The sequence below is a fragment of the Salmonella sp. SA14318 genome, assembly GCF_029866905.1.
Taxonomy (GTDB): Bacteria; Pseudomonadota; Gammaproteobacteria; order Enterobacterales; family Enterobacteriaceae; genus Salmonella; species Salmonella enterica.
This window is the reverse complement of record NZ_CP123282.1, coordinates 1798737-1825396: the sequence shown is the minus strand read 5'-3', so window position 1 is coordinate 1825396 and position 26660 is coordinate 1798737. Positions and strand designations below refer to the sequence as shown.

Annotated in this window: 23 protein-coding genes, 2 pseudogenes and 1 other annotated feature; of the genes and pseudogenes, 11 read left to right on the top strand and 14 right to left on the bottom strand. The window is 50.3% G+C overall.

What is annotated here, in order from left to right; all coding sequences use genetic code 11:
- Positions 1–81: 81 nt before the first annotated feature.
- The 4 genes and pseudogenes from phsC to QEN32_RS08490 form a co-directional block, all read right to left on the bottom strand.
- Positions 82–846, bottom strand: a complete 765-nt coding sequence (gene phsC / locus QEN32_RS08505; RefSeq protein ID WP_001092553.1) for a thiosulfate reductase cytochrome B subunit — start codon at positions 844–846, stop codon at positions 82–84.
- The gene (gene phsB, locus QEN32_RS08500) at positions 843–1421 is read right to left on the bottom strand and encodes a thiosulfate reductase electron transport protein PhsB (protein ID WP_001016236.1); all 579 of its coding nucleotides are present in this window, start codon (positions 1419–1421) and stop codon (positions 843–845) included. The genes phsC and phsB overlap by 4 nt, the downstream gene beginning before the upstream one ends.
- A 14-nt stretch (positions 1422–1435) precedes the next feature.
- Complete coding sequence (gene phsA, locus QEN32_RS08495) at positions 1436–3712, bottom strand: thiosulfate reductase PhsA (RefSeq protein ID WP_080203363.1); 2277 nt, start codon at positions 3710–3712, stop codon at positions 1436–1438.
- A 259-nt stretch (positions 3713–3971) separates the two neighbouring features.
- A pseudogene (locus QEN32_RS08490) lies at positions 3972–4064 on the bottom strand (heavy metal-binding domain-containing protein); the annotation flags it as partial.
- Between the two features lie 266 nt (positions 4065–4330).
- Between QEN32_RS08490 and sopA the strand changes: the two are divergent.
- On the top strand, positions 4331–6679 hold the full coding sequence (gene sopA / locus QEN32_RS08485) for an SPI-1 type III secretion system effector HECT-type E3 ubiquitin transferase SopA (RefSeq protein WP_265322290.1): 2349 nt from the start codon (positions 4331–4333) through the stop codon (positions 6677–6679).
- A 128-nt stretch (positions 6680–6807) separates the two neighbouring features.
- On the opposite strand, the pseudogene QEN32_RS08480 reads toward sopA, so the two are convergent.
- Positions 6808–6885: pseudogene (locus QEN32_RS08480) on the bottom strand (hypothetical protein); the annotation flags it as partial.
- Positions 6886–7044: 159 nt separating this feature from the next.
- On the opposite strand from QEN32_RS08480, the gene sbcB reads away from it, so the two are divergent.
- Complete coding sequence (gene sbcB, locus QEN32_RS08475; RefSeq protein ID WP_000216702.1) at positions 7045–8475, top strand: exodeoxyribonuclease I; 1431 nt, start codon at positions 7045–7047, stop codon at positions 8473–8475.
- Positions 8476–8610: 135 nt separating this feature from the next.
- On the opposite strand, the gene plaP is transcribed toward sbcB, so the two are convergent.
- The 4 genes from plaP to QEN32_RS08455 form a co-directional block, all read right to left on the bottom strand.
- Positions 8611–9969 (bottom strand): putrescine/proton symporter PlaP, encoded by a 1359-nt coding sequence (gene plaP, locus QEN32_RS08470; RefSeq protein WP_001519005.1) that lies wholly within the window; start codon positions 9967–9969, stop codon positions 8611–8613.
- Complete coding sequence (yoeI, locus tag QEN32_RS08465; protein ID WP_096335044.1) at positions 9959–10021, bottom strand: membrane protein YoeI; 63 nt, start codon at positions 10019–10021, stop codon at positions 9959–9961. Before yoeI ends, plaP begins: the two co-directional genes overlap by 11 nt.
- 233 nt (positions 10022–10254) lie before the next feature.
- Positions 10255–11169 carry a LysR family transcriptional regulator gene (locus tag QEN32_RS08460; protein WP_000803316.1) on the bottom strand — a complete coding sequence of 305 codons (915 nt, stop codon included), beginning with the start codon at positions 11167–11169 and terminating at the stop codon, positions 10255–10257.
- A gap of 45 nt (positions 11170–11214) precedes the next feature.
- Entirely contained in the window at positions 11215–12039 is an 825-nt protein-coding gene (locus QEN32_RS08455; protein WP_000754712.1) for an SDR family oxidoreductase, read from the bottom strand.
- Between the two features lie 162 nt (positions 12040–12201).
- Here QEN32_RS08455 and hisL point away from each other — a divergent pair, with 162 nt between their 5' ends.
- The 9 genes from hisL to hisIE all read left to right on the top strand — a co-directional run bounded on the left by hisL (position 12202) and on the right by hisIE (position 19534).
- Positions 12202–12252, top strand: a complete 51-nt coding sequence (gene hisL, locus QEN32_RS08450) for a his operon leader peptide (protein WP_001364200.1) — start codon at positions 12202–12204, stop codon at positions 12250–12252.
- Positions 12228–12351 (top strand) — a sequence feature (His leader region). Its footprint overlaps the gene before it by 25 nt.
- A 46-nt stretch (positions 12352–12397) precedes the next feature.
- On the top strand, positions 12398–13297 hold the full coding sequence (gene hisG, locus QEN32_RS08445; RefSeq protein WP_000886604.1) for an ATP phosphoribosyltransferase: 900 nt from the start codon (positions 12398–12400) through the stop codon (positions 13295–13297).
- 102 nt (positions 13298–13399) lie between these two features.
- Positions 13400–14704, top strand: a complete 1305-nt coding sequence (gene hisD, locus QEN32_RS08440; RefSeq protein ID WP_080207887.1) for a histidinol dehydrogenase — start codon at positions 13400–13402, stop codon at positions 14702–14704.
- A complete protein-coding gene (hisC, locus tag QEN32_RS08435; protein WP_000102715.1) occupies positions 14701–15780 on the top strand; it encodes a histidinol-phosphate transaminase in 1080 nt (359 codons plus the stop codon). The genes hisD and hisC overlap by 4 nt, the downstream gene beginning before the upstream one ends.
- Positions 15777–16844: a bifunctional histidinol-phosphatase/imidazoleglycerol-phosphate dehydratase HisB gene (gene hisB, locus QEN32_RS08430; RefSeq protein WP_000080050.1), complete on the top strand. Its 1068-nt coding sequence runs from the start codon at positions 15777–15779 to the stop codon at positions 16842–16844. Before hisC ends, hisB begins: the two co-directional genes overlap by 4 nt.
- Entirely contained in the window at positions 16844–17434 is a 591-nt protein-coding gene (gene hisH / locus QEN32_RS08425; RefSeq protein WP_001103591.1) for an imidazole glycerol phosphate synthase subunit HisH, read from the top strand. Before hisB ends, hisH begins: the two co-directional genes overlap by 1 nt.
- Entirely contained in the window at positions 17434–18171 is a 738-nt protein-coding gene (gene hisA / locus QEN32_RS08420; RefSeq protein WP_000586406.1) for a 1-(5-phosphoribosyl)-5-[(5-phosphoribosylamino)methylideneamino]imidazole-4-carboxamide isomerase, read from the top strand. The genes hisH and hisA overlap by 1 nt, the downstream gene beginning before the upstream one ends.
- The gene (gene hisF / locus QEN32_RS08415) at positions 18153–18929 is read left to right on the top strand and encodes an imidazole glycerol phosphate synthase subunit HisF (protein WP_000880125.1); all 777 of its coding nucleotides are present in this window, start codon (positions 18153–18155) and stop codon (positions 18927–18929) included. The genes hisA and hisF overlap by 19 nt, the downstream gene beginning before the upstream one ends.
- Positions 18923–19534 (top strand): bifunctional phosphoribosyl-AMP cyclohydrolase/phosphoribosyl-ATP diphosphatase HisIE, encoded by a 612-nt coding sequence (gene hisIE, locus QEN32_RS08410; protein WP_080203360.1) that lies wholly within the window; start codon positions 18923–18925, stop codon positions 19532–19534. Before hisF ends, hisIE begins: the two co-directional genes overlap by 7 nt.
- 80 nt (positions 19535–19614) lie before the next feature.
- Here the strand turns inward: hisIE and wzzB are convergent, their stop codons facing one another.
- The 5 genes from wzzB to QEN32_RS08385 all read right to left on the bottom strand — a co-directional run bounded on the left by wzzB (position 19615) and on the right by QEN32_RS08385 (position 26658).
- Positions 19615–20598: an LPS O-antigen chain length determinant protein WzzB gene (gene wzzB / locus QEN32_RS08405; RefSeq protein WP_076937130.1), complete on the bottom strand. Its 984-nt coding sequence runs from the start codon at positions 20596–20598 to the stop codon at positions 19615–19617.
- Between the two features lie 142 nt (positions 20599–20740).
- Positions 20741–21907 (bottom strand): UDP-glucose 6-dehydrogenase, encoded by a 1167-nt coding sequence (gene ugd / locus QEN32_RS08400; protein ID WP_000704833.1) that lies wholly within the window; start codon positions 21905–21907, stop codon positions 20741–20743.
- 235 nt (positions 21908–22142) lie between these two features.
- Positions 22143–23549, bottom strand: coding sequence for an NADP-dependent phosphogluconate dehydrogenase (gndA, locus tag QEN32_RS08395; RefSeq protein ID WP_000043533.1), 1407 nt, complete (start codon positions 23547–23549; stop codon positions 22143–22145).
- A gap of 163 nt (positions 23550–23712) precedes the next feature.
- On the bottom strand, positions 23713–25143 hold the full coding sequence (locus QEN32_RS08390; RefSeq protein ID WP_024797758.1) for an undecaprenyl-phosphate galactose phosphotransferase WbaP: 1431 nt from the start codon (positions 25141–25143) through the stop codon (positions 23713–23715).
- Between the two features lie 78 nt (positions 25144–25221).
- Positions 25222–26658 carry a phosphomannomutase gene (locus QEN32_RS08385; protein ID WP_024797757.1) on the bottom strand — a complete coding sequence of 479 codons (1437 nt, stop codon included), beginning with the start codon at positions 26656–26658 and terminating at the stop codon, positions 25222–25224.
- Between the last annotated feature and the right edge of the window lie 2 nt (positions 26659–26660).

Here is a 26660-nt window from a genome sequence, read left to right as displayed (position 1 = left end):
TCAGTTAAACAAACATGGATAAATTGCAAGAAAATGTGACACAAGGCACATTTTCTTGCTGACATTATTTTATGGATACGCTCAGACGGCGGACTTATCCCCGCGCGGCGCGGTACGATGACGATGATAGCCGTCAACCATGCTACGGAAAATTTGTCCCGGCGTGTCGCCAAGAGTACACAGATAGAGATGCGCGCAAATAAACAGTAAGCCGATGATAGCAAGCGCCATATGCAGCACCAGCATCACAGGGCCCAGACCCGCAACCTGCGGATAGAGACACAGCAAACCGGTGATGATTAACAGTGGTACCAGCGCGTACATAATCGCCAGATATGCCAGTTGTTGCAGTGGATTGAACTTATTCTGCTCTGTTGCCGCGAACGGATGCGCTTCCCCTTTCATAATGCCAAAAAGGTAAAAACGCGTCTGGCGTATGCAGCGCGTTACCAGTCCGGAAAAATTTACCCGATAGTGACGCCCGTTACCTGTGGTGAGGTTGATCAGCACAAACCCGACCCAGAAAGCCAGTAAGGCAAAACCACACCAGGTATGCACTTGTACCATTAGCGCTACAGGGCCGAGAGAAAAATGACCAAATAAACCGCTTAACAGTAATAAAACAAACAGTAACGCATTTCCCCAATGCCAACGGCGAATCGCCAGCGAGTAGAGATAGTCACGATGCTCTTCGCCGCCCGCCGTTTTTGGCGCCAGCATCCGGCGCAATAACGCATGGATAACCAGCCCAACAAGCATGAGCAGCACCACGACGCCTGCGTAAATTAACCACAGCGGCCAATAATCTGGCGCATAATGTAGTTCCGCTCCCCAGATAGTATTCATGCTTTACCCTCCTGATGGACTTCTTTACGACGGTACAGACTGACCGCGCCGCTACGCGCCTCCTGCTGGCGATAGACCTCTTTCTGACCGACCCAGCGCTGGATCTCGCTCTCATCCAGTCTGCCGAATTTCAGCGCATCCGTTGGGCAAACGGATACGCACGCCGGAGACTGGCCAGCCGCCAACCGCGTGTCGGCACAGAAGTTACACTTGTCGGCGACACCGGTTTGCGGATTCAAATAGCGCACATGGAAAGGACACGCGGCAACACAATAATCGCAGCCAATACAGCGCGATTTATCCACCTGCACGATCCCGTTTTCATCACGATATGACGCTCCGGTAGGACAAACGCTGACACATGGCGCATTTTCACAGTGCTGACAGGAGACGCGGACAAATTGAAAATGGGTTAGTGCGTTGGATGCCTGTTCAGGGGCGCGAATTTGTACCTGTACGCGGCTAAATCCCTCCGGTACGTCATTAAGCACTTTGCAGGCAACGGTACACGCCTGGCAGCCGATACAACGTTTTTCATCATGCAGCATGACGTACTGATTCGTTAAATGATTCATGGTTCCCTCCTCCCTCATGCCCGGCTCAGCGTCACGCCTGCGGTATGCACTACCGTACCGGATACCGGACTCGTCACGTGCGGCAGTAAATTGCCACAGTGGATACCGTGTGTCGTCGCCGCCGTTTTGGCCCCAGCTTTAGCGCCAAATCCCATATAGACAAAAAGCGTGTCCGGGCGGATACCGGGCGTCACCAGCGCCTTACCTTTCTCTTTACCCGTAGCATTTTCCAGCCAGATCTCATCTCCGGTCTTAATGCCTTTTTCTTGCGCCGTTTGCGGATGGACCCAGACCGCGTTATCCCACATTAGCTCGCTGAGTAAAGGTACGTACTGCGTCGCGCCATTGGTGTGCACGGCCACCTTGCCCTGAATGAAGTAAAGCTCATTCTCTTTTTTAAGCGCAAAGTCACGAACGCGCGGAACGCCGTAGCCTGGGAGCAATTCCTCCAGGGTTGCGGAATAAAGTTCGATTTTGCCGGAGGGCGATTTGAAGCGAAGCTGTTCGCCATAGGTGTTGTCACTGTCCGTCGAGATAGCGCCGGGGTAACGCGCCGTAAACTGGCGAACGGATTCTGGTTCGCGTAATAGCAGCGGAACGCCCCATTCGAGATACCCTTTCTGTCGCAGTTCCTTCGCTAAGGCATGGTCGCCGTTCAACTGATAGAGTTGGCGCGTCTGCATATCCTGCCACGGATAGTACTGCCCTAATCCCAACTGCTCGCCAAGTTCTTTCCAGATTTGCCAACTCGGACGCGCCTCGCCAATCGGCTCTACAACCTGTTGGCGCAGAGCGTAAGCCGGGTGCAGTCCCGACATATCCGATACCTCTTCGTCCCGTTCGAGATAAGTGCATTCCGGCAGCAGATAGTCGGCATACGCCGCGCTCTCGCTCAAATAGACATCGCAACTGACCACCAGATCCAGTTGCTCAACGGTTTTTACCAGGTCCGAACGACAGGTGACGGTCTGGAAAGGATTATGCCGCGACATAATCCACGCCTTTATCGGGTAAGGCTTCTGGGTTAACACCGCGTCAATAATGCTTTGCACCACGCCGCCGCCAGCGGCGATATATTTAAACTGCGGTGCGATCAAATCGATGCGTTGCGCCGTCGGTTTCGGCATATTTTTAATGTTGAGTTTCGCCAGCGTTGGCGCGACCTTTTCTCCGGCCAGTTTATTGTAAACAGACGCGTTTTTTTTCTGATATAGCCCACCTTCGCGCTCAATATTACCGAGCAGTACATTAAGCGTAAAAATCATACGCCGCATATCGATCTCTTCCTGCGAGAACGTCGCGCGATGACCAGGACTGACAATAGCGTGAGGCGCGCAGGCGGCCAGTTCGCGTGTCACCCGGACAATAACGTCGGCTGGGACATCGGCCTGCGCGGCGGCCCATTCCGGCGTCGTCTCTTTTACCGCCTGTGCTAACTGTTCAAATCCGCTGGTATAACGCTCAACAAAAGACGCATCGTAGAGTTGTTCATCAATCATGACGTGGCACATCGCCAGCAGAACCGCTAAATCCCCCCCGGGACGAATAGCGTGCCACTCATCCGCCTTGCTGGAAAATATCGACAAACGCGGATCGAAGCTCACCATTTTGGCCCCCTTCTCCTGCGCGGTCATTAACTCATGGGTATCGGCAACTTCAATCCCTTCATACAAATTGTGGCCAAACGAAACCAGATAGCGCGTGTTAGCGATATCCATCGCCAGATCGCCGCCCATCATCACTTTTGCCGCAATGGCTTTCCCGGCAGGGCATGTTGAGGCGTGAGTAAAGGTATTAGGCGAACCAAAGGCCGTAGCCAGATGGAAAAGATGGCTGGAGAGCGAGCCCGATTTGGAAGAGAAAGCCACGGTCTCGGGGCCATGCTGCGCTTTGATGGCATTCATTTTCGCCGCGATTTCCTGGTAAGCCTGTTGCCAGCTAATCACCTGCCATTCACCGTCGCCGCGTGGCCCGGTGCGTTTCATAGGTTTTACAATCCGTTGCGGGTCATTGACCAGGCTGACGCCGCTCCCGCCCCTGGCGCATATGCGCGTCCCCTGCTGCGGCGCAGAAGGATTGCCCTGGATAAAAACGGTCTTGTTATTGACTACCTGCGCCTGAATAGGGCAACGAAAGGAACACATTTCGCACAAGCTTGGCGTTAGCGTGGTTTTACCGTTAATGCCAGCAATCGGGTTGCGCGCCAGCGCCCCGGGCGGAAAAGCGCCCAGCGCGCAGGCAGAGCAGCCGATGCCTACCCCCTGCAAAAAAGAACGACGACTAATGCTCATATAACCTCCTGTTATTAGATATAGCTGAAGATTATATTTAATTTGTATTATGAAATGTCGGCTTCAATCACAATTTGAAATAGTTGTTAAAATGAACACACCAACACGATAAAACCTTTTATTTTATAAATATTTTACATTTCCTGAACACGCACATGGACTGTCATTGAATAATCAGCAGAATTACCAAACAACCCGCTGTTAATTATAAAAATGATGCAATTCCAATAACACGTAATAATATTTAAAAGAAAACGATTATTTCCTGAAAAGCGACTCCACGCGCTTTACGCAGTTCTTTCTCATACGCGCCGGAACGTCCGCCGACGATATCCCGAATGCCGGTGAAAAACGCTGGTTGAGCATCGAAGCGGGTTTACTTTTGTGTGCACACGGGCTTCGTTACCCGACCCGCTCCCTTATGCCTGGATTTTTCCGCAGATACGTCAGCGTCCCACAATACGGTGACATGATGACAGGATGGACACTTTCTGAAAGAAACCTGCCAGATAACATGGTGAATTGTGATCTCCATCGCCATACCGACATATGAAGCTTACTTTTAAGGCGTTAAAAATCCAGACCGTTTTTCCATAATGATGTTGATAAGGAATTCTAATGAAGATATCATCAGGCGCAATTAATTTTTCTACTATTCCTAACCAGGTTAAAAAATTAATTACCTCTATTCGTGAACATACGAAAAACGGGTTCGCCTCAAAAATAACCAGTGTTAAAAACACGCATGCTTCTTTAAATGAAAAACTTAAAACAGGAAAGAGCTCATCGATTGAGTTCGCGTTACCACAAAAAATAAAAGACTTCTTTCAGCCGAAAGATAAAAACACCTTAAACAAAACATTGATTACTGTTAAAAATATTAAAGATACAAATAATGCAGGTAAGAAAAATATTTCAGCAGAAGATGTCTCAAAAATGAATGCAGCATTCATGCGTAAGCATATTGCAAATCAAACATGTGATTATAATTACAGAGTGACAGGTGCGGCCCCGCTCCCCGGTGGAGTCTCTGTATCAGCCAATAACAGGCCCACGGTTTCTGAAGGTAGAACACCACCAGTATCACCCTCCCTCTCACTTCAGGCTACGTCTTCCCCGTCATCACCTGCCGACTGGGCTAAGAAACTCACGGATGCAGTTTTACGGCAGAAAGCCGGAGAAACCCTTACGGCCGCAGATCGCGATTTTTCAAACGCAGATTTCCGTAATATTACATTCAGCAAAATATTGCCCACCAGCTTCATGGAGCGAGACGGCGATATTATTAAGGGGTTCAACTTTTCAAATTCAAAATTTACTTATTCTGATATATCTCATTTACATTTTGACGAATGCCGATTCACTTATTCGACACTGAGTGATGTAGTCTGCAGTAATACAAAATTTAGTAATTCAGACATGAATGAACTGACTTTACAGTATTCAATTACTACACGACAACAGCCCTCTTTTATTAATACAACATTAAAAAATACGCTTATACGTCACAAAGCCAACCTCTCTGGCGTTATTTTAAATGAACCGGATAATTCATCACCTCCGTCAGTGTCAGGGGGCGGAAATTTTATTCGTCTAGGTGATATCTGGCTGCAAATGCCACTCCTTTGGACTGAGAACGCTGTGGATGGATTTTTAAATCATGAGCACAATAATGGTAAAAGTATTCTGATGACCATTGACAGCCTGCCCGATAAATACAGTCAGGAAAAAGTCCGGGCAATGGAAGACCTGGTGAAGTCATTGCGGGGTGGCCGCTTAACAGAGGCATGTATCCGGCCAGTTGAAAGTTCGCTGGTAAGCGTACTGGCCCACCCTCCCTATACGCAAAGTGCGCTTATCCGCGAGTGGCTCGGGCCTGTTCAGGAACGTTTTTTTGCCCACCAGTGCCAGACCTATAATGACGTTCCCCTGCCGGCTCCTGACACATATTATCAGCAGCGCATACTGCCTGTGTTGCTGGATTCGTTTGACAGGAACAGCGCCGCCATGACCACTCACAGCGGACTCTTTAATCAGGTGATTTTACACTGTATGACAGGCGTGGACTGCACTGATGGCACCCGCCAGAAAGCTGCAGCGCTTTATGAACAGTATCTTGCTCACCCGGCGGTGTCTCCCCACATCCATAATGGGCTCTTCGGCAATTATGACGGCAGCCCGGACTGGACAACCCGCGCTGCAGATAATTTCCTGCTGCTTTCCTCCCAGGATTCAGACACGGCGATGATGCTCTCCACTGACACGCTGTTAACAATGCTAAACCCTACTCCTGACACCACATGGGACAACTTTTACCTGCTGCGAGCCGGAGAGAACGTTTCCACCGCGCAAATCTCCCCGGTAGAGTTATTCCGTCATGACTTTCCGGTGTTTCTCGCCGCATTTAATCAGCAGGCCACGCAGCGACGCTTTGGGGAGCTGATTGATATCATCCTCAGCACTGAAGATAACGGGGAGCTGAACCAGCAGTTTATTGCCGCCACGAACCAGAAACATTCCACCGTGAAGTTGATTGATGATGCCTCAGTGTCGCGTCTGGCCACCATTTTTGACCCCTTGCTTCCTGAAGGCAAACTCAGCCCGGCACACTACCAGCACATCCTCAGTGCTTATCACCTGACGGACGCCACCCCACAGAAGCAGGCGGAAATCCTGTTCTGTCTCAGTACCGCATTCGCACGCTATTCCTCCAGCGCCATTTTCGGCACTGAGCATGACTCTCCGCCGGCCCTGAGAGGCTATGCGGAGGCGCTGATGCAGAAAGCCTGGGAGCTGTCTCCGGCGATATTCCCATCCAGCGAACAGTTTACCGAGTGGTCCGACCGTTTTCACGGCCTCCATGGCGCCTTTACCTGTACCAGCGTTGTGGCGGATAGTATGCAACGTCATGCCAGAAAATATTTCCCGAGTGTTCTGTCATCCATCCTGCCACTGGCCTGGGCGTAGTCCAGCCTCAACCCGCATGGAATTAAGGGACACAGCGTTGTGTCCCTCTGTAAATAGACCCGTTTTAGTCCATGCATTTTTGAGATCCCGGCCAGATTGACCCTGGCCTAAATTCCATACAGTACTAAATCAGAATCAGTAATTTCAGATGGGCCGGAATATGGTTTACCATAGAGGGAGCGTAGCTTAGTGTCGCTGATGGTCATTTTAGTATTTTGTACTCAATGATTTTAATGTTTATGTACTCACCATCGCATGTACGAACATTAGCAACGATATCAATTGGTGTACAAATACAATCAATCAACGACAAAATAAAAGAATAAAATATTTCATATACAGATAACATCAGGCGTGTACATCAAGTGACAGTTAAAAACGACAGCATACAGAGCACATTCCTCTTCCACGATTACGAAACCTTCGGTACGCATCCGGCCCTCGACAGACCAGCGCAATTCGCCGCGCTCCGTACGGATAACGACTTCAACGTTATTGGCGAGCCGGAGGTGTTTTATTGCAAACCCGCTGATGATTATCTACCGCAGCCCGGCGCGGTGCTGATTACCGGCATCACGCCGCAGGAAGCGCGTGAGAAAGGAGAAAACGAAGCCGCTTTCGCCAGACGCATTCATGCGCTGTTTACCGTTCCTAAAACCTGCGTTGTGGGCTACAACAATGTGCGTTTTGATGATGAAGTCACGCGCAATATTTTTTATCGCAACTTTTACGATCCCTACGCCTGGAGCTGGCAGCATGATAATTCACGTTGGGATCTATTGGATGTCATGCGCGCCTGTTATGCGCTGCGCCCGGAGGGAATTAACTGGCCGGAAAACGACGACGGCCTGCCCAGCTTTCGTCTGGAACATTTAACCCAGGCGAACGGGATCGAACACAGCAACGCGCATGATGCGATGGCGGATGTCTACGCCACTATTGCGATGGCGCAACTGGTGAAAACACGCCAGCCGCGACTGTTTGATTATCTTTATAGCCACCGCAGTAAACATAAACTGGCGGCGCTGATTGACGTTCCGCAAATGAAGCCGCTGGTGCATGTCTCCGGCATGTTTGGCGCGTGGCGCGGTAATACAAGCTGGGTCGCGCCGCTGGCGTGGCATCCTGAAAACCGTAACGCGGTGATCATGGTCGATTTAGCAGGCGATATTTCTCCTCTTCTTGAGCTGGACAGCGACACCCTTCGCGAGCGGCTTTATACGGCCAAAGCCGATCTTGGCGATCACGTCGCAGTGCCGGTAAAGCTGGTGCATATCAATAAATGTCCGGTACTGGCGCAGGCGAATACCTTGCGCCCGGAGGATGCCGACCGGCTGGGAATTAACCGCCAGCATTGCCTGGATAACCTGAAAGTGTTGCGTGAAAACCCGCAGGTCCGCGACAAAGTGGTGGCGATTTTCGCCGAAGCCGAACCTTTTGCCGCCTCGGATAACGTTGATGCCCAGCTCTATGATGGTTTTTTCAGCGATGCCGATCGCGCAGCCATGAAAATCGTACTCGAAACCGAGCCGCGTAACCTACCCGCGCTGGACATTACTTTTGTCGATAAGCGCATTGAGAAGCTGCTGTTTAATTACCGCGCACGCAATTTTCCCGGTACGCTGGATGACGCAGAGCAGCAGCGCTGGCTGGAGCATCGCCGTCAGGTGCTGACGCCGGAGTTTTTACAACAGTATGCCAATGAATTGCAGATGCTTTCTCAGCAGTATGCGGAAGATAAAACGAAGCTGGGGTTGCTGAAATCACTGTGGCAGTACGCAACTGAGATTGTGTAATTGACCAATGCCTGACGGGCATTGTTAATTCAGAGCGGATAAATAGTGACGCCGCCATCCGGCAAACGTGCTGGATGACAGACAAAAAACCGGAGGCACTGCCTCCGGTTTTACTATTGCCGATAATACGCGCGATTACGCGACGTCTTCGTACTGTGGAACCGGGTTGCGGAAGCTTTTAGTTACGCACGCCAGATAAATCAGCCCGATACCCGCCCAGATCAGGCCCAGTACCATTGAGCTCTCTTCCAGGTTAACCCACAACGCACCAACCGTGAGCGCGCCGCACATCGGCAGGAACAGATACTGGAAGTGATCTTTCAACGTTTTATTACGCTTCTCACGGATCCAGAACTGCGAAATCACCGACAGGTTAACAAAGGTAAACGCGACCAGCGCGCCAAAGTTAATCAGCGCCGTCGCCATCACCAGGTCAAAATTAATCGCCAGCAGCGCGATCGCCCCGACCAGGATGATGTTCATCGCTGGCGTACGCCATTTCGGATGAACGTAACCGAAGAAGCTTTTCGGGAATACGCCGTCGCGCCCCATCACGTACATCAGGCGCGCTACGCCTGCATGCGCCGCCATACCGGAAGCCAGTACGGTGATAGTAGAGAAGATCAGCGCGCCAACCTGGAAGGTTTTACCCGCCACGTACAGCATGATTTCCGGCTGAGACGCATCCGGATCTTTAAAGCGAGAGATATCCGGGAAGTACAATTGCAGGAAATAGGTTGCAAAGATGAAGATCAGGCCGCCAATCAGCGCGGTCAGGAAAATCGCACGCGGGATCACGCGCTCAGCATCTTTGGTCTCTTCCGACAGGTTACTGATGCCGTCAAAGCCGGTAAAGGAGAAGCACAGGATCGTCGCTCCCGTAATCATCGGGATAACGTGCGCATCGCCGGACCAGAACGGACGGGTGCTCGCCAGCGTACCGGCGCCTTCGCCTTCAAATACGCCATAAACCACCATGCCCAGAATGACCGCAATCAGCACCACCTGTAGCACCACAATCACGGTGTTGAAGTTAGCGACTGATTTGAGGCTGCGCAGGTTAAAGGCCGTCATAAAGGCCACCAGCGCCACGACAAACACCCATGACGGAATGGAGGGCACCAGCGCTTCAAAATAAATTTTCGCCAACAGAATGTTGATCATCGGCGCGAACAGATAATCGAGCAGAGAAGACCAACCCACCATAAAGCCAACGGTCGGGCTGATGGATTTCTGGGCATAGGTGTACGCCGAACCCGCGGAAGGGTAGCGACGCACCAGTTTCCCGTAGCTCAACGCCGTAAACAGAATCGCGATTAACGCGAATGCATACGCCGTCGGTACGTGACCGTCAGTGAGGCCTGAAACGATACCAAATGTATCGAACAGCGTCATCGGCTGCATATAGGCAAGACCCATCATTACAACCGGAACTAACGTAAGCGTTTTACGTAATTCCACGCGAGAGGTGTTTGGAGTAACGTTATGCGACATGGTCATTCTCCTTTACGGCGAATGCCGTCGCGTAAGCAAAAAATTGCCCCATTTTCTGGATTCCTCAGCGACAACAACTGTCGATTTTTAAGTAAGTATCTATCCGGTACGAAGCCCGGCCTCTTGGTATTGAATGATGTGTTTGAAGCAAAAAAATAACCGACGCGTATTAAAACGTCGGTTAGTGTCATTTTTTGCAAGCGGCGTATTCTGCCCTAAATTGAAGTGAAATGACAAGAGAATGCGAGCGCGTTCAAAAAATTATTTTTCATAAGCGATTGATTTTTAAACCGGCGATTTTGCATACACCCCAGCAATAGCATTATTTGCTAAAATTTCATCCCGCCACCAGCCGCTGGCCAGCCCGGCGGTCTGTTCATTCCAGCCAACCCACACCGGTTCATAGACGATTTGCGCCACCACTTTCTTCTCTATAAGCGCGCCGCTTTCCAAAAATCGCTGCGCCAGATAACGCGGTAAATAGCCGCATCCCAGGCCGCTAATTTGCAGCTCCAGCTTGGTTTTAAAATCAAACACGGTAATCGCTTCCTGAGCGTCGAGCAGCTCAGACCCTATTGATCGCGAGGAATGGACGCTATCGCCAACCACAATCGCGCGAAAACGTTTGATCGTCTGGCGGCTAAGCGGTTCCTCTTCATGAACCAGCGGATGATGCGGGGCGACAGCAAACACCAGTTCAAGATCGCCCAGTCTTGCAAAGCCAAAGCCGGTGTCAGGCGGCGGCGCGCGCATGGCGCCAACGATGATATCCGCCCTTCCCTGCGTCAGCGTCTCCCATGAACCGCCGAGAACGCCATTAACAAATTTAAGGCGCGTCACGCTGTGGCGTTGATAAAAAGCGTCGATAAGCGGGGCCAGAAGAGAAAAGGGAAAGGTATCATCCACACCGATGACCAGTTCGTTCTCCCAGCCTTCATGCAGTTTAATCGCCTGCTTTTCCAGCTCGCGAACGGTGTGCAGCACTTCACGGCCTTTTTCCAGTAGCATCTTACCGGTTCGCGTAAATCGCGCGCGGTGCCCGCTACGGTCGAGCAGTTGGATATTAAGATCGTTTTCCAGCTTATGAACGGTATAACTGAGGGCGGACGGCGTTTTAAATAATTTTGCCGACGCCGCCGCGAAGCTGCCTTCTTTTTCTAACGCATCAAGAATAATCAGAACGTCCAGCAGTGGTTTCATACTCGTCCCCTTGCGCTATATGGCGACCACCTGCTGGACAGCGACTCACTCCATCGGCATCACCAGCGGATCGGGATATTGATATTCAAATCCCAGCTCATTACAAATCCGGCTACCGTCGATAATCTTCCCTTTGCCGTTGTCCGGTGCGTCACGAAAATGCGGCGGCGCCATTCCCAGCAAGCGCGTCATTTGCGGATAAAACACGTTGCGGGCTGGATGCGCCGGCGCACATATATTATAGATGTGCCCCCCTTTTGGCGCCTGTAGCAAGAGGGTAATTGCGCCAACCACGTCTTCAAGATGCACCAGATTGACCCCGTGTTGACCATCCGGCGCGGTTTTTCCGGCAAAGAAACGACCGGGATGGCGTCCAGGCCCGACCAACCCCGCCAGCCGCAGAATATCTACTGACGTGCCCGGCAGATTATGCAGCCAATCTTCCAGTTCCTTCAGGGTACGCCCGCTGGCCGTGACCGGATTACGCGGCGTATTCTCTTTCACCACGCCTTGCGCATCGCCGTAAACAGACGTCGAACTGGTAAAAATAATACGCGGGATACGATAAGCCAGCGCGCTGTCGACCAGCTCCTGCATCGCCTGCAGATAAAAATCCTCTCCCGGACCGCTACGGCGCGCGGGCAGTGTTATCACCAGCGCATCGACATCCAGCAGAGCGTCAAGATCGTCCGCCTCACAGACCAGCTCCGGCTCCAGACGCAGCGGATAGCTTTCAATTCCACTCATACGGGCCGCTTCCACCCCGTCAAGGGTGGTTTTGCTGCCGGTAACCTGCCAGCCTCTCGCTGCCAGCGACATTGCCAGCGGCATGCCTAACCAACCTAAACCGACAATTGCGACCTTTTTCATCCATTTTCTCCTGACTTTAACGCCTTATACATAAGGCTACGCCAGCCCGCCGTGACTGACAATTCATACTATAAATGCGAAATGAAAAAAGCGCTTGCTTTAAGGCGTAAAAGTGGTTTAGGTTAAAAGGTATCAAATGAATAAGCATTCATCGGAATTTTTATGACACGCGTTCAATTTAAACACCACCATCATCACCATCATCCTGACTAGTCTTTCAGGCGATGTGTGCTGGAAGACATTCAGATCTTCCAGTGGTGCATGAACGCATGAGAAAGCCCCCGGAAGATCATCTTCCGGGGGCTTTTTTTTGGCGCGCGATACAGACCGGTTCAGACAGGATAAAGAGGAACGCAGAATGTTAGACAACACCCGCTTACGCATAGCTATTCAGAAATCAGGCCGTTTAAGCGATGATTCACGAGAATTGCTGGCCCGCTGCGGCATAAAAATTAATTTACACACTCAGCGCCTGATTGCGATGGCGGAAAACATGCCGATTGATATCCTGCGCGTGCGTGATGATGACATTCCGGGTCTGGTGATGGATGGCGTGGTCGATCTCGGCATTATCGGCGAAAACGTGCTGGAAGAAGAGCTACTCAACCGCCGCGCGCAGGGCGAAGATCCACGCTATTTAACCCTGCGCCGTCTTGACTTCGGCGGCTGCCGTTTATCGCTGGCAACGCCGGTTGACGAAGCCTGGGACGGCCCGGCGGCGCTGGACGGTAAACGTATCGCTACCTCTTATCCGCACCTCCTCAAACGCTACCTCGACCAGAAAGGCGTCTCTTTTAAATCGTGTCTGTTAAATGGTTCTGTCGAAGTCGCGCCGCGCGCGGGGCTGGCCGACGCTATCTGCGATTTGGTCTCTACCGGCGCGACGCTTGAAGCTAACGGCCTGCGTGAAGTCGAAGTTATCTACCGCTCTAAAGCCTGTCTGATTCAGCGCGACGGTGAGATGGCACAGAGCAAGCAACAGCTGATCGATAAATTGCTGACCCGTATTCAGGGCGTGATTCAGGCGCGCGAATCGAAATACATCATGATGCACGCGCCAAGTGAACGCCTGGAAGAGGTTATCGCCCTGCTGCCAGGCGCCGAAAGGCCGACAATTCTGCCGCTGGCGGGCGAGCAACAGCGCGTGGCGATGCACATGGTCAGCAGCGAAACGTTGTTCTGGGAAACCATGGAGAAACTGAAAGCGCTTGGCGCCAGCTCGATTCTGGTACTGCCGATCGAGAAGATGATGGAGTGATCTGACGCCTGATGGCGCTGCGCTTATCAGGCCTACGTAATGCGTTGATATTTTGGGTTCAGTAGGCCGGATAAGGCGGAACCCTGTGATGGAGTAAAGACCATGAGCTTCAATACCTTGATTGACTGGAACAGCTGTAGCCCTGAACAGCAGCGTGCGCTGCTGACACGTCCGGCGATTTCCGCCTCTGACAGTATTACCCGGACGGTCTGCGATATTCTGGATAATGTAAAAACGCGCGGTGACGATGCCCTGCGTGAATACAGCGCTAAATTTGATAAAACAGAAGTGACAGCGCTACGCGTCACCCCTGAAGAGATCGCCGCCGCCGGCGCGCGTCTGAGCGACGAATTAAAACAGGCGATGGCCGCGGCCGTCAAAAATATTGAAACGTTCCATTCCGCGCAGACGCTACCGCCTGTAGATGTGGAAACCCAGCCAGGCGTGCGTTGCCAGCAGGTTACGCGTCCCGTCACGTCTGTCGGTCTGTATATTCCCGGCGGCTCGGCTCCGCTCTTCTCAACGGTGCTGATGCTGGCGACGCCGGCGCGCATTGCGGGATGCCAGAACGTGGTTCTGTGCTCGCCGCCGCCCATCGCTGATGAAATCCTCTATGCGGCACAACTGTGTGGCGTGCAGGAAATCTTTAACGTCGGCGGTGCGCAGGCGATTGCCGCTCTGGCCTTCGGCAGCGAGTCCGTACCGAAAGTGGATAAAATTTTTGGCCCCGGCAACGCCTTTGTAACCGAAGCCAAGCGTCAGGTCAGCCAGCGCCTCGACGGCGCGGCTATCGATATGCCTGCCGGGCCGTCTGAAGTACTGGTGATCGCCGACAGCGGCGCAACACCGGATTTCGTCGCTTCTGACCTGCTCTCCCAGGCTGAGCACGGTCCGGATTCCCAGGTGATTCTGCTGACGCCTGATGCTGACATTGCCCGCAAGGTGGCGGAGGCGGTAGAACGTCAACTTGCAGAACTGCCGCGCGCGGACACCGCCCGGCAGGCCCTGAGCGCCAGTCGTCTGATTGTGACCAAAGATTTAGCGCAGTGCGTCGCCATCTCTAATCAGTATGGGCCGGAACACTTAATCATCCAGACGCGCAATGCGCGCGATTTGGTGGATGCGATTACCAGCGCAGGCTCGGTATTTCTCGGCGACTGGTCGCCGGAATCCGCCGGTGATTACGCTTCCGGAACCAACCATGTCTTACCGACCTATGGCTATACTGCTACCTGTTCCAGCCTTGGGTTAGCGGATTTCCAGAAACGGATGACCGTTCAGGAACTGTCGAAAGCGGGCTTTTCCGCTCTGGCATCAACCATTGAAACATTGGCGGCGGCAGAACGTCTGACCGCCCATAAAAATGCCGTGACCCTGCGCGTAAACGCCCTCAAGGAGCAAGCATGAGCACTGAAAACACTCTCAGCGTCGCTGACTTAGCCCGTGAAAATGTCCGCAACCTGGTACCGTATCAGTCCGCCCGCCGTCTGGGCGGTAACGGCGATGTCTGGCTGAACGCGAATGAATTCCCGACAGCGGTGGAGTTTCAGCTCACCCAACAAACGCTTAACCGCTACCCGGAATGCCAGCCAAAGGCCGTGATTGAAAACTACGCGCAATATGCTGGCGTAAAGCCGGAGCAGGTGCTGGTCAGCCGCGGCGCGGATGAAGGGATCGAACTGGTGATCCGCGCCTTCTGCGAACCGGGGAAAGACGCCATTCTCTACTGTCCGCCTACTTACGGTATGTACAGCGTCAGCGCCGAAACCATTGGCGTAGAGCGCCGGACGGTTCCCGCGCTTGAAAACTGGCAGCTGGATCTACAGGGGATTTCCGACAACCTTGACGGCACAAAAGTGGTATTCGTTTGTAGCCCCAATAACCCCACCGGGCAACTTATCAACCCGCAGGATCTGCGCACGCTGCTGGAGTTGACACGCGGTAAAGCGATAGTCGTCGCCGACGAAGCTTATATTGAGTTTTGCCCACAGGCCACGCTGACAGGCTGGCTGGTTGAATATCCTCATCTGGTTATCCTGCGCACATTGTCGAAAGCTTTTGCGCTGGCGGGTCTGCGCTGCGGCTTTACGCTGGCTAATGAAGAGGTGATCAACCTGCTGTTAAAAGTGATCGCCCCTTATCCGCTTTCTACGCCAGTGGCGGATATCGCCGCCCAGGCGCTGAGCCCGCAGGGAATAAACGCAATGCGCGATCGCGTGGCGCAGACAGTGCAGGAACGTCAGTATCTGGTGAATGCCCTGCAACAGACCGCCTGCGTAGAACACGTCTTTGACTCTGAAACCAACTATATTCTGGCGCGGTTTACCGCCTCCAGCAGCGTGTTTAAATCCTTATGGGATCAGGGCATTATCTTACGCGATCAGAATAAACAACCTTCTTTAAGCGGCTGCCTGCGGATTACGGTCGGCACCCGCCAGGAAAACCAGCGCGTCATTGACGCCTTACGTGCGGAGCCAGTATGAGTCAGAAGTATCTTTTCATCGACCGGGACGGAACCTTAATTTCCGAACCGCCGAGCGATTTTCAGGTAGACCGCTTTGATAAACTGGCCTTTGAGCCAGAGGTGATTCCCGTATTGCTGAAGCTGCAAAAAGCCGGTTTTAAGCTGGTGATGATCACTAACCAGGATGGACTTGGCACGCAAAGTTTCCCGCAGGCGGACTTCGACGGACCGCACAACCTGATGATGCAGATTTTCACCTCTCAGGGCGTACGCTTTGATGAGGTGCTGATCTGCCCTCACCTGCCCGCAGACGACTGCGACTGCCGCAAGCCCAAAGTGAAGCTGGTGGAGCGTTATCTTGCGGAACAAGCGATGGATAGCGCTAACAGCTATGTGATTGGCGATCGTGCGACCGATATCCAGCTCGCTGATAATATGGGCATTACTGGTTTACGCTATCACCGTGAAACGCTGAACTGGACGATGATTGGCGAACAGCTAACGAAACGCGATCGCTATGCGCATGTGGTCCGCAACACCAAAGAAACACAGATTGATGTCAGCGTCTGGCTGGATCGCGAAGGCAACAGCAAGATTAATACCGGCGTCGGCTTCTTTGACCATATGCTCGATCAAATCGCCACCCACGGCGGCTTTCGCATGGAGATTACCGTTAAGGGCGATCTCTATATCGACGATCACCACACGGTAGAAGATACCGGACTGGCGCTCGGTGAGGCATTAAAACTGGCACTCGGCGACAAGCGCGGTATCTGCCGTTTTGGCTTTGTCCTGCCGATGGATGAATGTCTGGCGCGCTGCGCGCTGGATATTTCCGGTCGTCCGCATCTGGAATATAAAGCTGAATTTACCTACCAACGTGTGGGCGATTTGAGCACAGAGATGATTGAACACTTTTTCCGCTCACTCTCTTACACGATGGGCGTCACTCTGCATCTCAAGACTAAGGGTAAGAACGATCACCACCGTGTCGAAAGTTTGTTTAAAGCCTTTGGTCGTACGCTACGCCAGGCTATTCGCGTGGAGGGCGATACATTACCGTCCTCGAAAGGAGTGCTGTGATGAACGTCGTCATCCTTGACACCGGCTGCGCCAATTTAAGCTCGGTGAAATCCGCCGTGGCGCGCCACGGTTACACCCCGGTGGTCAGCCGCGAAGCGGAAATCGTATTACGCGCTGACAAACTCTTTCTGCCCGGCGTCGGCACGGCGCAGGCCGCTATGGATCAACTGCGCGAACGTGAACTGATCGACTTAATTAAAGCGTGTACTCAGCCGGTACTGGGTATCTGCTTAGGGATGCAACTGCTGGGTCGTCGCAGCGAAGAGACGCGCGGCGTGGATCTGCTGAACATTATCGAACAAGACGTGCCGAAAATGACCGACTTTGGTCTGCCGCTGCCGCACATGGGCTGGAATCGCGTGTATCCGCAGGCGGGCAACCGGCTGTTTCAGGGCATTGAAGATGGCGCCTATTTTTACTTTGTTCACAGCTACGCGATGCCGGTCAACCCGTGGACTATCGCCCAGTGCAATTACGGCGAGCCGTTTACCGCGGCGGTACAGAAAGATAATTTCTTCGGCGTACAGTTCCATCCGGAACGTTCGGGCGCGGCGGGCGCACAGTTGCTGAAAAACTTCCTGGAGATGTAATGATTATTCCGGCATTAGATTTAATTGACGGCACCGTGGTGCGTCTCCACCAGGGTGACTACGCCCGGCAGCGGGATTACGGTAACGATCCCCTGCCCCGTTTGCAGGATTACGCCGCCCAGGGCGCCGGGGTGCTGCATCTGGTAGATCTGACCGGCGCTAAAGATCCGGCTAAGCGACAGATACCGCTGATTAAAACCCTGGTCGCGGGCGTGAACGTACCTGTTCAGGTCGGCGGCGGCGTGCGTACCGAAGAAGACGTTGCGGCATTACTGAAAGCTGGCGTTGCCCGTGTGGTCATCGGTTCAACGGCGGTGAAATCCCCTGACGTGGTGAAAGGCTGGTTTGAACGTTTTGGCGCGCAAGCGCTGGTGCTGGCGCTGGACGTTCGCATAGACGAACACGGCAACAAGCAGGTGGCGGTTAGCGGCTGGCAGGAAAATTCCGGTGTCTCGCTGGAGCAACTGGTGGAGACCTATCTCCCCGTCGGCCTGAAACATGTACTGTGCACCGATATTTCTCGCGACGGCACGCTCGCGGGCTCTAACGTTTCGCTGTACGAAGAGGTATGCGCCAGATATCCGCAGATCGCCTTTCAATCCTCCGGCGGTATTGGCGATATCGATGATATTGCCGCCCTGCGCGGCACCGGCGTGCGCGGCGTGATTGTCGGGCGCGCGCTGTTAGAAGGGAAATTTACCGTTAAGGAGGCCATCCAATGCTGGCAAAACGTATAATTCCGTGTCTGGATGTTCGTGATGGTCAGGTGGTGAAAGGCGTACAGTTTCGCAACCATGAGATCATTGGCGATATCGTTCCGCTGGCCAAACGCTATGCCGACGAAGGCGCGGACGAACTGGTGTTCTATGACATTACCGCCTCCAGCGATGGTCGCGTAGTCGATAAAAGCTGGGTGGCGCGCGTTGCCGAGGTGATCGACATTCCGTTTTGTGTAGCGGGCGGTATCCGGTCAATTGACGACGCCGCCAAAATTCTCTCTTTCGGGGCGGATAAGATCTCTATCAATTCCCCTGCACTGGCTGACCCAACGCTGATTACCCGTCTGGCTGACCGTTTTGGCGTACAGTGCATTGTCGTCGGGATTGATACCTGGTTTGACGACGCCACGGGGAAATATCATGTTAACCAGTATACCGGCGATGAAAACCGTACCCGCGTGACGCAGTGGGAGACGCTGGATTGGGTGCAAGAGGTACAACAGCGCGGCGCGGGGGAAATCGTCCTGAATATGATGAACCAGGACGGCGTGCGTAACGGTTACGATCTGACGCAGTTGAAAAAAGTCCGTGACGTTTGCCGCGTGCCGCTGATCGCCTCCGGCGGCGCGGGCACGATGGAACACTTTCTTGAGGCATTCCGTGATGCCGATGTCGACGGCGCGCTTGCCGCCTCCGTTTTTCACAAGCAAATCATCAATATTGGCGAATTAAAAGCGTACCTGGCAGGCCAGGGCGTGGAGATCAGGATATGTTAACAGAGCAACAACGCCGCGAGCTGGACTGGGAAAAAACCGATGGCCTGATGCCAGCCATCGTGCAACATGCGGTATCCGGCGAAGTATTGATGCTGGGCTATATGAACCCACAAGCGCTGGACAAAACCATTGAATCCGGCCATGTCACGTTCTTCTCACGCACGAAACAGCGTTTATGGACCAAAGGCGAAACCTCAGGCCATGTGCTGAATGTCGTCAGCATTGCGCCGGATTGCGACAACGATACACTGCTGGTGCTGGCAAATCCTGTCGGGCCGACCTGCCACAAAGGTACCAGCAGCTGCTTTGGCGACGCCAGCCATCAGTGGTTATTCCTGTATCAACTGGAGCAGCTACTGGCAGAGCGCAAAACCGCCGATCCGGCCAGCTCTTACACGGCGAAACTGTACGCCAGCGGTACTAAACGTATTGCGCAAAAAGTTGGCGAAGAAGGTGTGGAAACCGCGCTGGCGGCCACCGTTAACGATCGTGTTGAGCTGACCAATGAAGCGTCTGATTTGATGTACCACCTGCTGGTGCTGTTGCAGGATCAGGATCTCAACCTCACCACCGTGATCAACAATCTTCGTAAGCGTCATCAATAAGCGTAAAAAAACCGGGCAATGCCCGGTTTTTTAATGAGAAATTTTACCTTTCGAAGCCGACCACCATCCGGCAAAGAAGCTTACAAGGCTTTTGGCTTATAGCTACGTAGCGCATTGCGCCCCAGCACAACCCCGGCGCCGATCATCCCGCCCAGCAACACAGCCAGCACGAGGGTAATGGCTGTTTTCGGGCTATCGCGACGGACCGGCAGCGTCGGCTTCATCACATAACGATAGACGTGCACCGTATCGGCAGTCACTTTCAGATTTTTAATGTCCAGCAGTGTCTGCTTCGTCTGGTAATAGGCCGGAGAAAAGACCAGTGGACGCGTCGCTTCGTTCTGTATCATCGATTTTAGCGCATCGCTCCCCAACAGGAACATCGTGTCCTGGGTAACATCCTGGGTTTGCTGAATCTGCGGCTGCGTGATTTTGGCCTCATCCGCATAGCGCAACGCTTCTTCGATTTGCTTAATACGCAGATCTTTTTGTTCCTGCGCCACAACTTCCTGCGTCTCAAGGGACTCCTGCAACGTTTTGGTTTGCAGCGTGATGTTATCTTTCAGGTCAACTTCCAGTTCCTTAGCGACCTCTTCATCCACCTGTTGGATATATTCCGCCAGCCGACGCTGCGCCCCTTCAGCGGTAGTACTCACATAAGAAACCGAGAGCGGCAGCGTCTGCCCCTTTACCGACTGTTCAATGGTGAGCTTTTCCCGCTCTTTCTGATTATCCAGCGCTTCCGATAATGCGGAAAACGCAGAACTAAAGCGGCTTATAAAATTCGCCTGCACTTCAGAGATTTTGGGGGCATTCCCGCCATACAAGACGTTGAGCGCGTTGGTATAGGTGGCAACCTGCGCGGCATCAGGTTGGGTAATAATCGCCGTGGATGTCCATTTTTCTTTGGCTATCATCAGGTAGCCTACGGCCAGCAAAATGGCGATAATAACGGCTACAATAATGGTCATCTTCCCACGCCATAACTGTAGCAATAACTCAATCAAATCAATCTGTTCCGGATCGTTCCCACGCCCGGAAGACGTATTACTATCCACTGTCATAGATACCCTAACTAAAAAAAGGATGAAGCTGGAGACAGTGTAGTCATAAAGCAAATATATGCCATAGGATTAATGATAAAAATCAGACATTATTTCCATATGGTCAATAAATCATCGGGACTCATCAGCCCCGATTGCCTTATTAATCACTACCGAAAAGATCGCGGGTATACACTTTTTCAGCAACATCCAAAAGCTCTGCCGCCATCCTGTTGGAAATAATGACATCCGCCTGCTGTTTAAAGCAGTGCAAATCACGTTCAAGACGTGAGTTAAAGAAAGTATCTTCTTCCATTACCGGCTCATAGATGATGACCTCTACGCCTTTCGCTTTAATGCGCTTCATAATCCCCTGAATCGATGAGGCGCGGAAGTTATCGGAGCCACTCTTCATAATCAGGCGATAAATGCCCACCACTTTAGGCTTTCTGGCGAGGATAGCGTCGGCAATAAAATCTTTACGCGTACGGTTTGCTTCAACGATAGCGGAGATAATATTATTAGGCACCGACTGATAATTAGCCAGCAACTGTTTGGTATCTTTTGGCAAACAATATCCGCCATAACCAAAAGAGGGATTATTATAATGATTGCCAATACGCGGGTCGAGGCACACCCCTTCAATAATTTGTCGGGTATTTAATCCTAACGTTTCAGCATAGCTGTCTAATTCATTAAAATAAGCGACTCGCATAGCGAGATAAGTATTGGCGAAAAGTTTAATAGCTTCCGCCTCAGTGGAGTCCGTAAACAGCGTTGGAATCTCCTGTTTAATAGCGCCTTCCTGGAGTAATGCGGCAAATTCTCTGGCGCGTTCAGACTGTTCCCCAATCACGATACGGGAGGGATAAAGGTTATCGTAAAGGGCTTTACCTTCACGTAAAAACTCCGGAGAGAAAATGATATTTTCTGTCGCAAACTTCTGACGCATTGCCGCCGTGAAGCCAACCGGCACCGTAGACTTAATAATCATCACGGCTGCGGGGTTGATGCTGATCACATCCTGAATGACCGATTCCACACTGGACGTATTAAAATAGTTGGTTTTGGGATCGTAATCTGTAGGCGTAGCAATGATGACGTAATCTGCATTCTGGTACGCATCAAACTTATCCAGCGTTGCCCTGAATCTGATGTTATCTTCCTTTAAAAATTGCTGAATTTCTTTATCAACAATCGGAGATATCCGATCATTTAACAGTTCAACACGGGAAGGAACAATGTCTAACGCCACCACTTCATGGTGTTGTGCAATAAGCAAACCATTAGACAAGCCAACATAACCCGTCCCGGATATCGTGATTTTCATTATTCGCTCTCAGAATTAACTTAATTATGAATCATGATGTATTTCGCATCCTGATAAGATATTAAAGTTTTAACGCCTGAGTATATAAAGTGCAACGCAGACGAAAACAATTCAGATTATCTTCATTACGATAAACACAGATTATTAAGTTAATATTAAGCAAAAGCGATAAATCAATAAGAATAGAGATAAAAAAAAGCCCGGTATTAAACCGGGCTTAAACATTTTGCAGAAATTATTCCAACCATTCGGTATGGAAAACACCTTCTTTATCAGTACGTTTATAGGTGTGCGCACCAAAGTAGTCACGCTGCGCCTGAATTAAGTTAGCTGGCAGTACTGCGGCGCGATAGCTGTCATAGTAGGCCACTGCCGCAGAGAATGTCGGCACCGGAATGCCGTTCTGTACCGCGTAAGCCACGACATCGCGCAGCGCCTGCTGGTACTCATCAGCAATTTTCTTGAAGTAAGGCGCTAACAGCAAGTTAGCGATACCGGCGTTTTCTGCGTAAGCATCGGTGATCTTCTGCAGGAACTGAGCGCGAATGATACAGCCCGCACGGAAAATCTTAGCAATCTCGCCGTAGTTAAGATCCCAGTGATATTCATCAGACGCGGCGCGTAGCTGCGAGAAGCCCTGCGCATAGGAGACGATCTTGCCAAGATACAGCGCGCGACGCACTTTCTCGATAAATTCCGCTTTGTCGCCTGCCGGCTGCGCTTTCGGCCCGGAGAGCACTTTAGATGCGGCAACACGTTGTGCTTTCAACGAAGAGATGTAACGCGCAAAGACGGATTCGGTAATCAGCGACAGCGGTTCGCCCAGATCCAGCGCGCTCTGGCTGGTCCATTTACCGGTCCCTTTGTTGGCGGCTTCATCAAGAATGACATCCACCAGGTAGTTTCCGTCTTCATCTTTTTTAGTGAAGATGTCTTTAGTGATGTCGATCAGATAACTGCTCAGCTCGCCGTTATTCCACTCGGTAAAAGTGTTCGCCAACTCTTCATTGCTGAGGTTCAGGCCGCCTTTCAGCAGGGAGTAAGCTTCAGCGATAAGCTGCATATCGCCATATTCAATACCATTGTGGACCATCTTGACGTAGTGACCAGCACCATCGGCGCCGATATAGGTCACGCACGGTTCGCCATCTTCTGCCACAGCAGCAATCTTCGTCAGGATCGGTGCCACCAGTTCATAGGCATCTTTCTGACCGCCAGGCATGATAGATGGCCCTTTCAGCGCGCCCTCTTCACCACCGGAAACACCGGTACCGATAAAGTTAAAACCTTCCGCAGACAGCTCGCGATTGCGACGGATTGTGTCCTGGAAGAAGGTGTTACCGCCATCAATAATGATATCGCCTTTTTCCAGATACGGTTTCAGCGAATCGATAGCTGCATCAGTACCTGCGCCCGCTTTCACCATTAACAGGATACGACGAGGCGTTTCGAGGGATTCAACAAACTCTTTCACCGTGTAATAAGGCACCAGCTTTTTGCCGGGATTCTCGGCAATCACTTCTTCGGTCTTTTCACGGGAGCGGTTGAAAACGGAGACGGTATAACCACGGCTTTCGATGTTGAGCGCGAGGTTGCGCCCCATCACTGCCATACCGACGACGCCGATCTGTTGCTTGGACATTACATACTCCTGTCAGGTGTGGAAACCCTGCCACAAACGGTCATGGCAGGTTAAAGGTGAATAGTATGTTAACTCAAAGGTATGATATTAAGGTAGCGATTGATGCGTTCAGATTTTACGCAGACTATTTTATACAATTATTATTCAGTACTTCTCGGTAAGCTTAATACGCACCATCTCGCCGCAAAACAACTTTCGCTGTTTTAAACAGAATGGCAATATCATTCCAAAGCGTCCAGTTTTTAACATACCAGGAATCAAAATAAACACGAGTGTCATAATCAACATCATTACGCCCACTCACTTGCCATAGACCTGTCATGCCCGGCTTTGCCATCAAATAATAATCAACATCATCACAATAACGCTCCAGTTCATCCGAAACGATAGGTCGTGGTCCAACCAGGCTCATATCACCTTTTAGTACATTAAAAAGTTGTGGCAACTCATCAAGGCTAGTTTTACGTATAAATCGACCTACAGCTGTGATTCGAGGATCATTTTTCAGTTTAAAATCTTTTTCCCATTCAGCCCTGGCAATAGGATCGTTAGCCAAAAGTTCTTTTAGTACCTCTTGAGAATTCATAACCATAGAACGAAATTTATAGCATGGAAAAAGTTTTCCATGCCGACCTACTCGCTGGTGACCATAAATAGCCGGACCACCATCTCGAGTAACTTTATACCACAGATAAATCATAAGTGGTGATGCAATTATAAGAATTATTATTGAACAAACAATATCAAATGTCCGTTTGAGAAAACGGGACGACCTTTTAGCCAAGTTATTTTGTATCCTTAATAACATAACTTCATGGCTAAAGATAAAAGACATATCAGTATTATATAATGGCAATCCTCTAAACGAGGGGACTACAGTAACAGAACGACAATGATGTTTTGAAAGTTCACGTAGCCAAAAATGTGTTTTCTCCAACTCGGTGTATTCATAAGCAAGGATATAATGGACATCACCTGTACGATTTAAATCCCAAATAGTCTCAGTGTCCTTTATCACCGGCAACATATTTATTTCAGCATCTGACGCATCCGTATCAAAAAAAGCGATAACATCAAACCCCATCATCTCCTCACTTTGCAGCGCAGAATATGCACCACGAGCATTCTGTCCGCTCCCCAGGATGATAGTTTTTTTCTTCCAGATACCTAGCTTGTTCAATAAATGCTTTGTAAGTGCGCGAAAAAAAGGCACCAGGATTATGGCAAAAGTCCAACAAAACACCCAGACATAGCGTGAAAACTGCCATTTTGTAAAAGCAATTAAAGCCAAATCAAACACAGCAAAAATAACGATAGTACGAATAACCTCTTTCAACTCATACCAGAATGGCTTTCGATATGTATAGTGACGCAGCCGAACCCAAAACCATCCAACGCATACTATAGATAGAATAAAATGTGATATAAATCGATTATCCAATTGCTCTTGTGGTACAAATCGCTGAACTTCATCAAAGATTAAATATACAACACCTAGCGATGCCCATAAGGCTACATTAAAAAACAATAAATCTGATATAGCCAATAATATTTTGCATAAATTTGGGTTATACTTATTATCAAAACGATCCATTTAATTCTCACCCTCAACCTGGGTACCAGATAACCAGACAAAGTATTACTGGAAAGAAACGCTCTATATCAACAGCCATTAAGCTCTACCCAGTTTGCTTTTGATATTAGAGAGAACAGTTTCAACAATATTACATGCATCCTCTTGCGAGTCAGCCTCCGCATAGCAACGCAACTCAGGGGCATTGCCTGAAGGTCGTAAATGAATAATATTATTGTTATCGATAGTGATTCTAAAGCCATCAGTAACATCAGAATGTAATATATGATGTTTATTAAAACCAATATACTGCAAAAAATCCTCTTGATCTGTCAGACCAAGATTTATTAGAGACATACTTGTTTTAACACTTATATCCTGTAATCTGTTTGAATAGGTATAGCGAGCAGGAAGTTTTTTAACAAGCTCACTAATACTTTTGTCCTTGCTACCAAACAGAAGCATAATGGCAGGTAATAAAGCATCACGTGTTGGTAATGCCTTAAGTAAACGCTGATTAATATAAACATCGCTACCTAGCAGAAAGCCTCCATTCGCTTCAAAACCAGCTATACAATTATAGTTTGCAGATAATTTAGCAAATGCTGCAATCACATAGGGTGAACCAATCTTTGTTCGTTCCACATGTTTAAAAAAGTTACCAGATGAGATTGTACTGTTGCAGCTTACAGGAATAGCGACTGCATCAGCAGCTAATTCGAGAGAGCACAGAAGGCCTAATATATCTCCTCTTAACCAATTTCCATATTCGTCAGCTATCAGAGGGCGATCTCCATCACCATCAGTTGAAAATATAGCATCTAACTGATATTTTTTTGCCCATGTGATTGCTTTATTTCTATCATCTTCACTTACAGCTTCAGTATCAATAGGAACAAATTCGTCGCTCCTTGCTAAACTAACAACTGTAGCACCCAACATTTTGAATAACGTCTTATAGAGATCACGACCCGCACTAGAATGCTCATAAATTCCAATGCGCTTATTTTTTAAGAATGGCATTGGGAATAATGAGGTATATCGTAGAATATAATTGCTAGCAGCGATTGTGGAAATTGTCAATTGTTCAAGCTTAGGCTGCATAAATGAGGCTTCAACATGAATAATAGCATTCTCATCATCTTTAGTAATTTCACCATCTGGCCTATAAAATTTCAGGCCATTACGGTCAAAAGGGATATGACTGCCAGTAACCATGATTGCAGGTACTTTATCGGAAATTGATTGATGAGCTAAAGCAGGTGTTGGAATTACGCCATAGTAAACGGTTTTAATTCCTTTTTCTTGCAAAGCAGCGGCACAAGCTTGAGCCATCGCGTAACTGCTTGGACGATTATCAATTGCGAGCGCAACCGTTGTAAATGAGAATCTTTGCTGCATTACTGTCAAAAAGGAAATGGTAAATGCTGCGCAAACTTCGGGTGTAAAATCGGTAACAAGGCCGCGGGCACCACTGGTTCCAAAATTAATTCCAGATTTGTTGATAACATCGTAAGTATTATATATATTTTTCATCA

Excerpts from the sequence above, each read along its gene's own strand:
- QEN32_RS08390 (WP_024797758.1), bottom strand. The coding sequence starts at position 25,143 with ATGGATCGTTTTGATAATAAGTATAACCCAAATTTATGCAAAATATTA.
- hisIE (WP_080203360.1), top strand. The coding sequence starts at position 18,923 with ATGTTAACAGAGCAACAACGCCGCGAGCTGGACTGGGAAAAAACCGAT.
- QEN32_RS08460 (WP_000803316.1), bottom strand. The coding sequence starts at position 11,169 with ATGAAACCACTGCTGGACGTTCTGATTATTCTTGATGCGTTAGAAAAA.
- QEN32_RS08455 (WP_000754712.1), bottom strand. The coding sequence starts at position 12,039 with ATGAAAAAGGTCGCAATTGTCGGTTTAGGTTGGTTAGGCATGCCGCTG.
- hisD (WP_080207887.1), top strand. The coding sequence starts at position 13,400 with ATGAGCTTCAATACCTTGATTGACTGGAACAGCTGTAGCCCTGAACAG.
- hisC (WP_000102715.1), top strand. The coding sequence starts at position 14,701 with ATGAGCACTGAAAACACTCTCAGCGTCGCTGACTTAGCCCGTGAAAAT.
- phsC (WP_001092553.1), bottom strand. The coding sequence starts at position 846 with ATGAATACTATCTGGGGAGCGGAACTACATTATGCGCCAGATTATTGG.
- sopA (WP_265322290.1), top strand. The coding sequence starts at position 4,331 with ATGAAGATATCATCAGGCGCAATTAATTTTTCTACTATTCCTAACCAG.
- hisF (WP_000880125.1), top strand. The coding sequence starts at position 18,153 with ATGCTGGCAAAACGTATAATTCCGTGTCTGGATGTTCGTGATGGTCAG.
- hisH (WP_001103591.1), top strand. The coding sequence starts at position 16,844 with ATGAACGTCGTCATCCTTGACACCGGCTGCGCCAATTTAAGCTCGGTG.
- hisB (WP_000080050.1), top strand. The coding sequence starts at position 15,777 with ATGAGTCAGAAGTATCTTTTCATCGACCGGGACGGAACCTTAATTTCC.
- gndA (WP_000043533.1), bottom strand. The coding sequence starts at position 23,549 with ATGTCCAAGCAACAGATCGGCGTCGTCGGTATGGCAGTGATGGGGCGC.
- phsA (WP_080203363.1), bottom strand. The coding sequence starts at position 3,712 with ATGAGCATTAGTCGTCGTTCTTTTTTGCAGGGGGTAGGCATCGGCTGC.
- ugd (WP_000704833.1), bottom strand. The coding sequence starts at position 21,907 with ATGAAAATCACGATATCCGGGACGGGTTATGTTGGCTTGTCTAATGGT.
- wzzB (WP_076937130.1), bottom strand. The coding sequence starts at position 20,598 with ATGACAGTGGATAGTAATACGTCTTCCGGGCGTGGGAACGATCCGGAA.
- phsB (WP_001016236.1), bottom strand. The coding sequence starts at position 1,421 with ATGAATCATTTAACGAATCAGTACGTCATGCTGCATGATGAAAAACGT.
- QEN32_RS08385 (WP_024797757.1), bottom strand. The coding sequence starts at position 26,658 with ATGAAAAATATATATAATACTTACGATGTTATCAACAAATCTGGAATT.
- plaP (WP_001519005.1), bottom strand. The coding sequence starts at position 9,969 with ATGTCGCATAACGTTACTCCAAACACCTCTCGCGTGGAATTACGTAAA.
- hisA (WP_000586406.1), top strand. The coding sequence starts at position 17,434 with ATGATTATTCCGGCATTAGATTTAATTGACGGCACCGTGGTGCGTCTC.
- hisG (WP_000886604.1), top strand. The coding sequence starts at position 12,398 with ATGTTAGACAACACCCGCTTACGCATAGCTATTCAGAAATCAGGCCGT.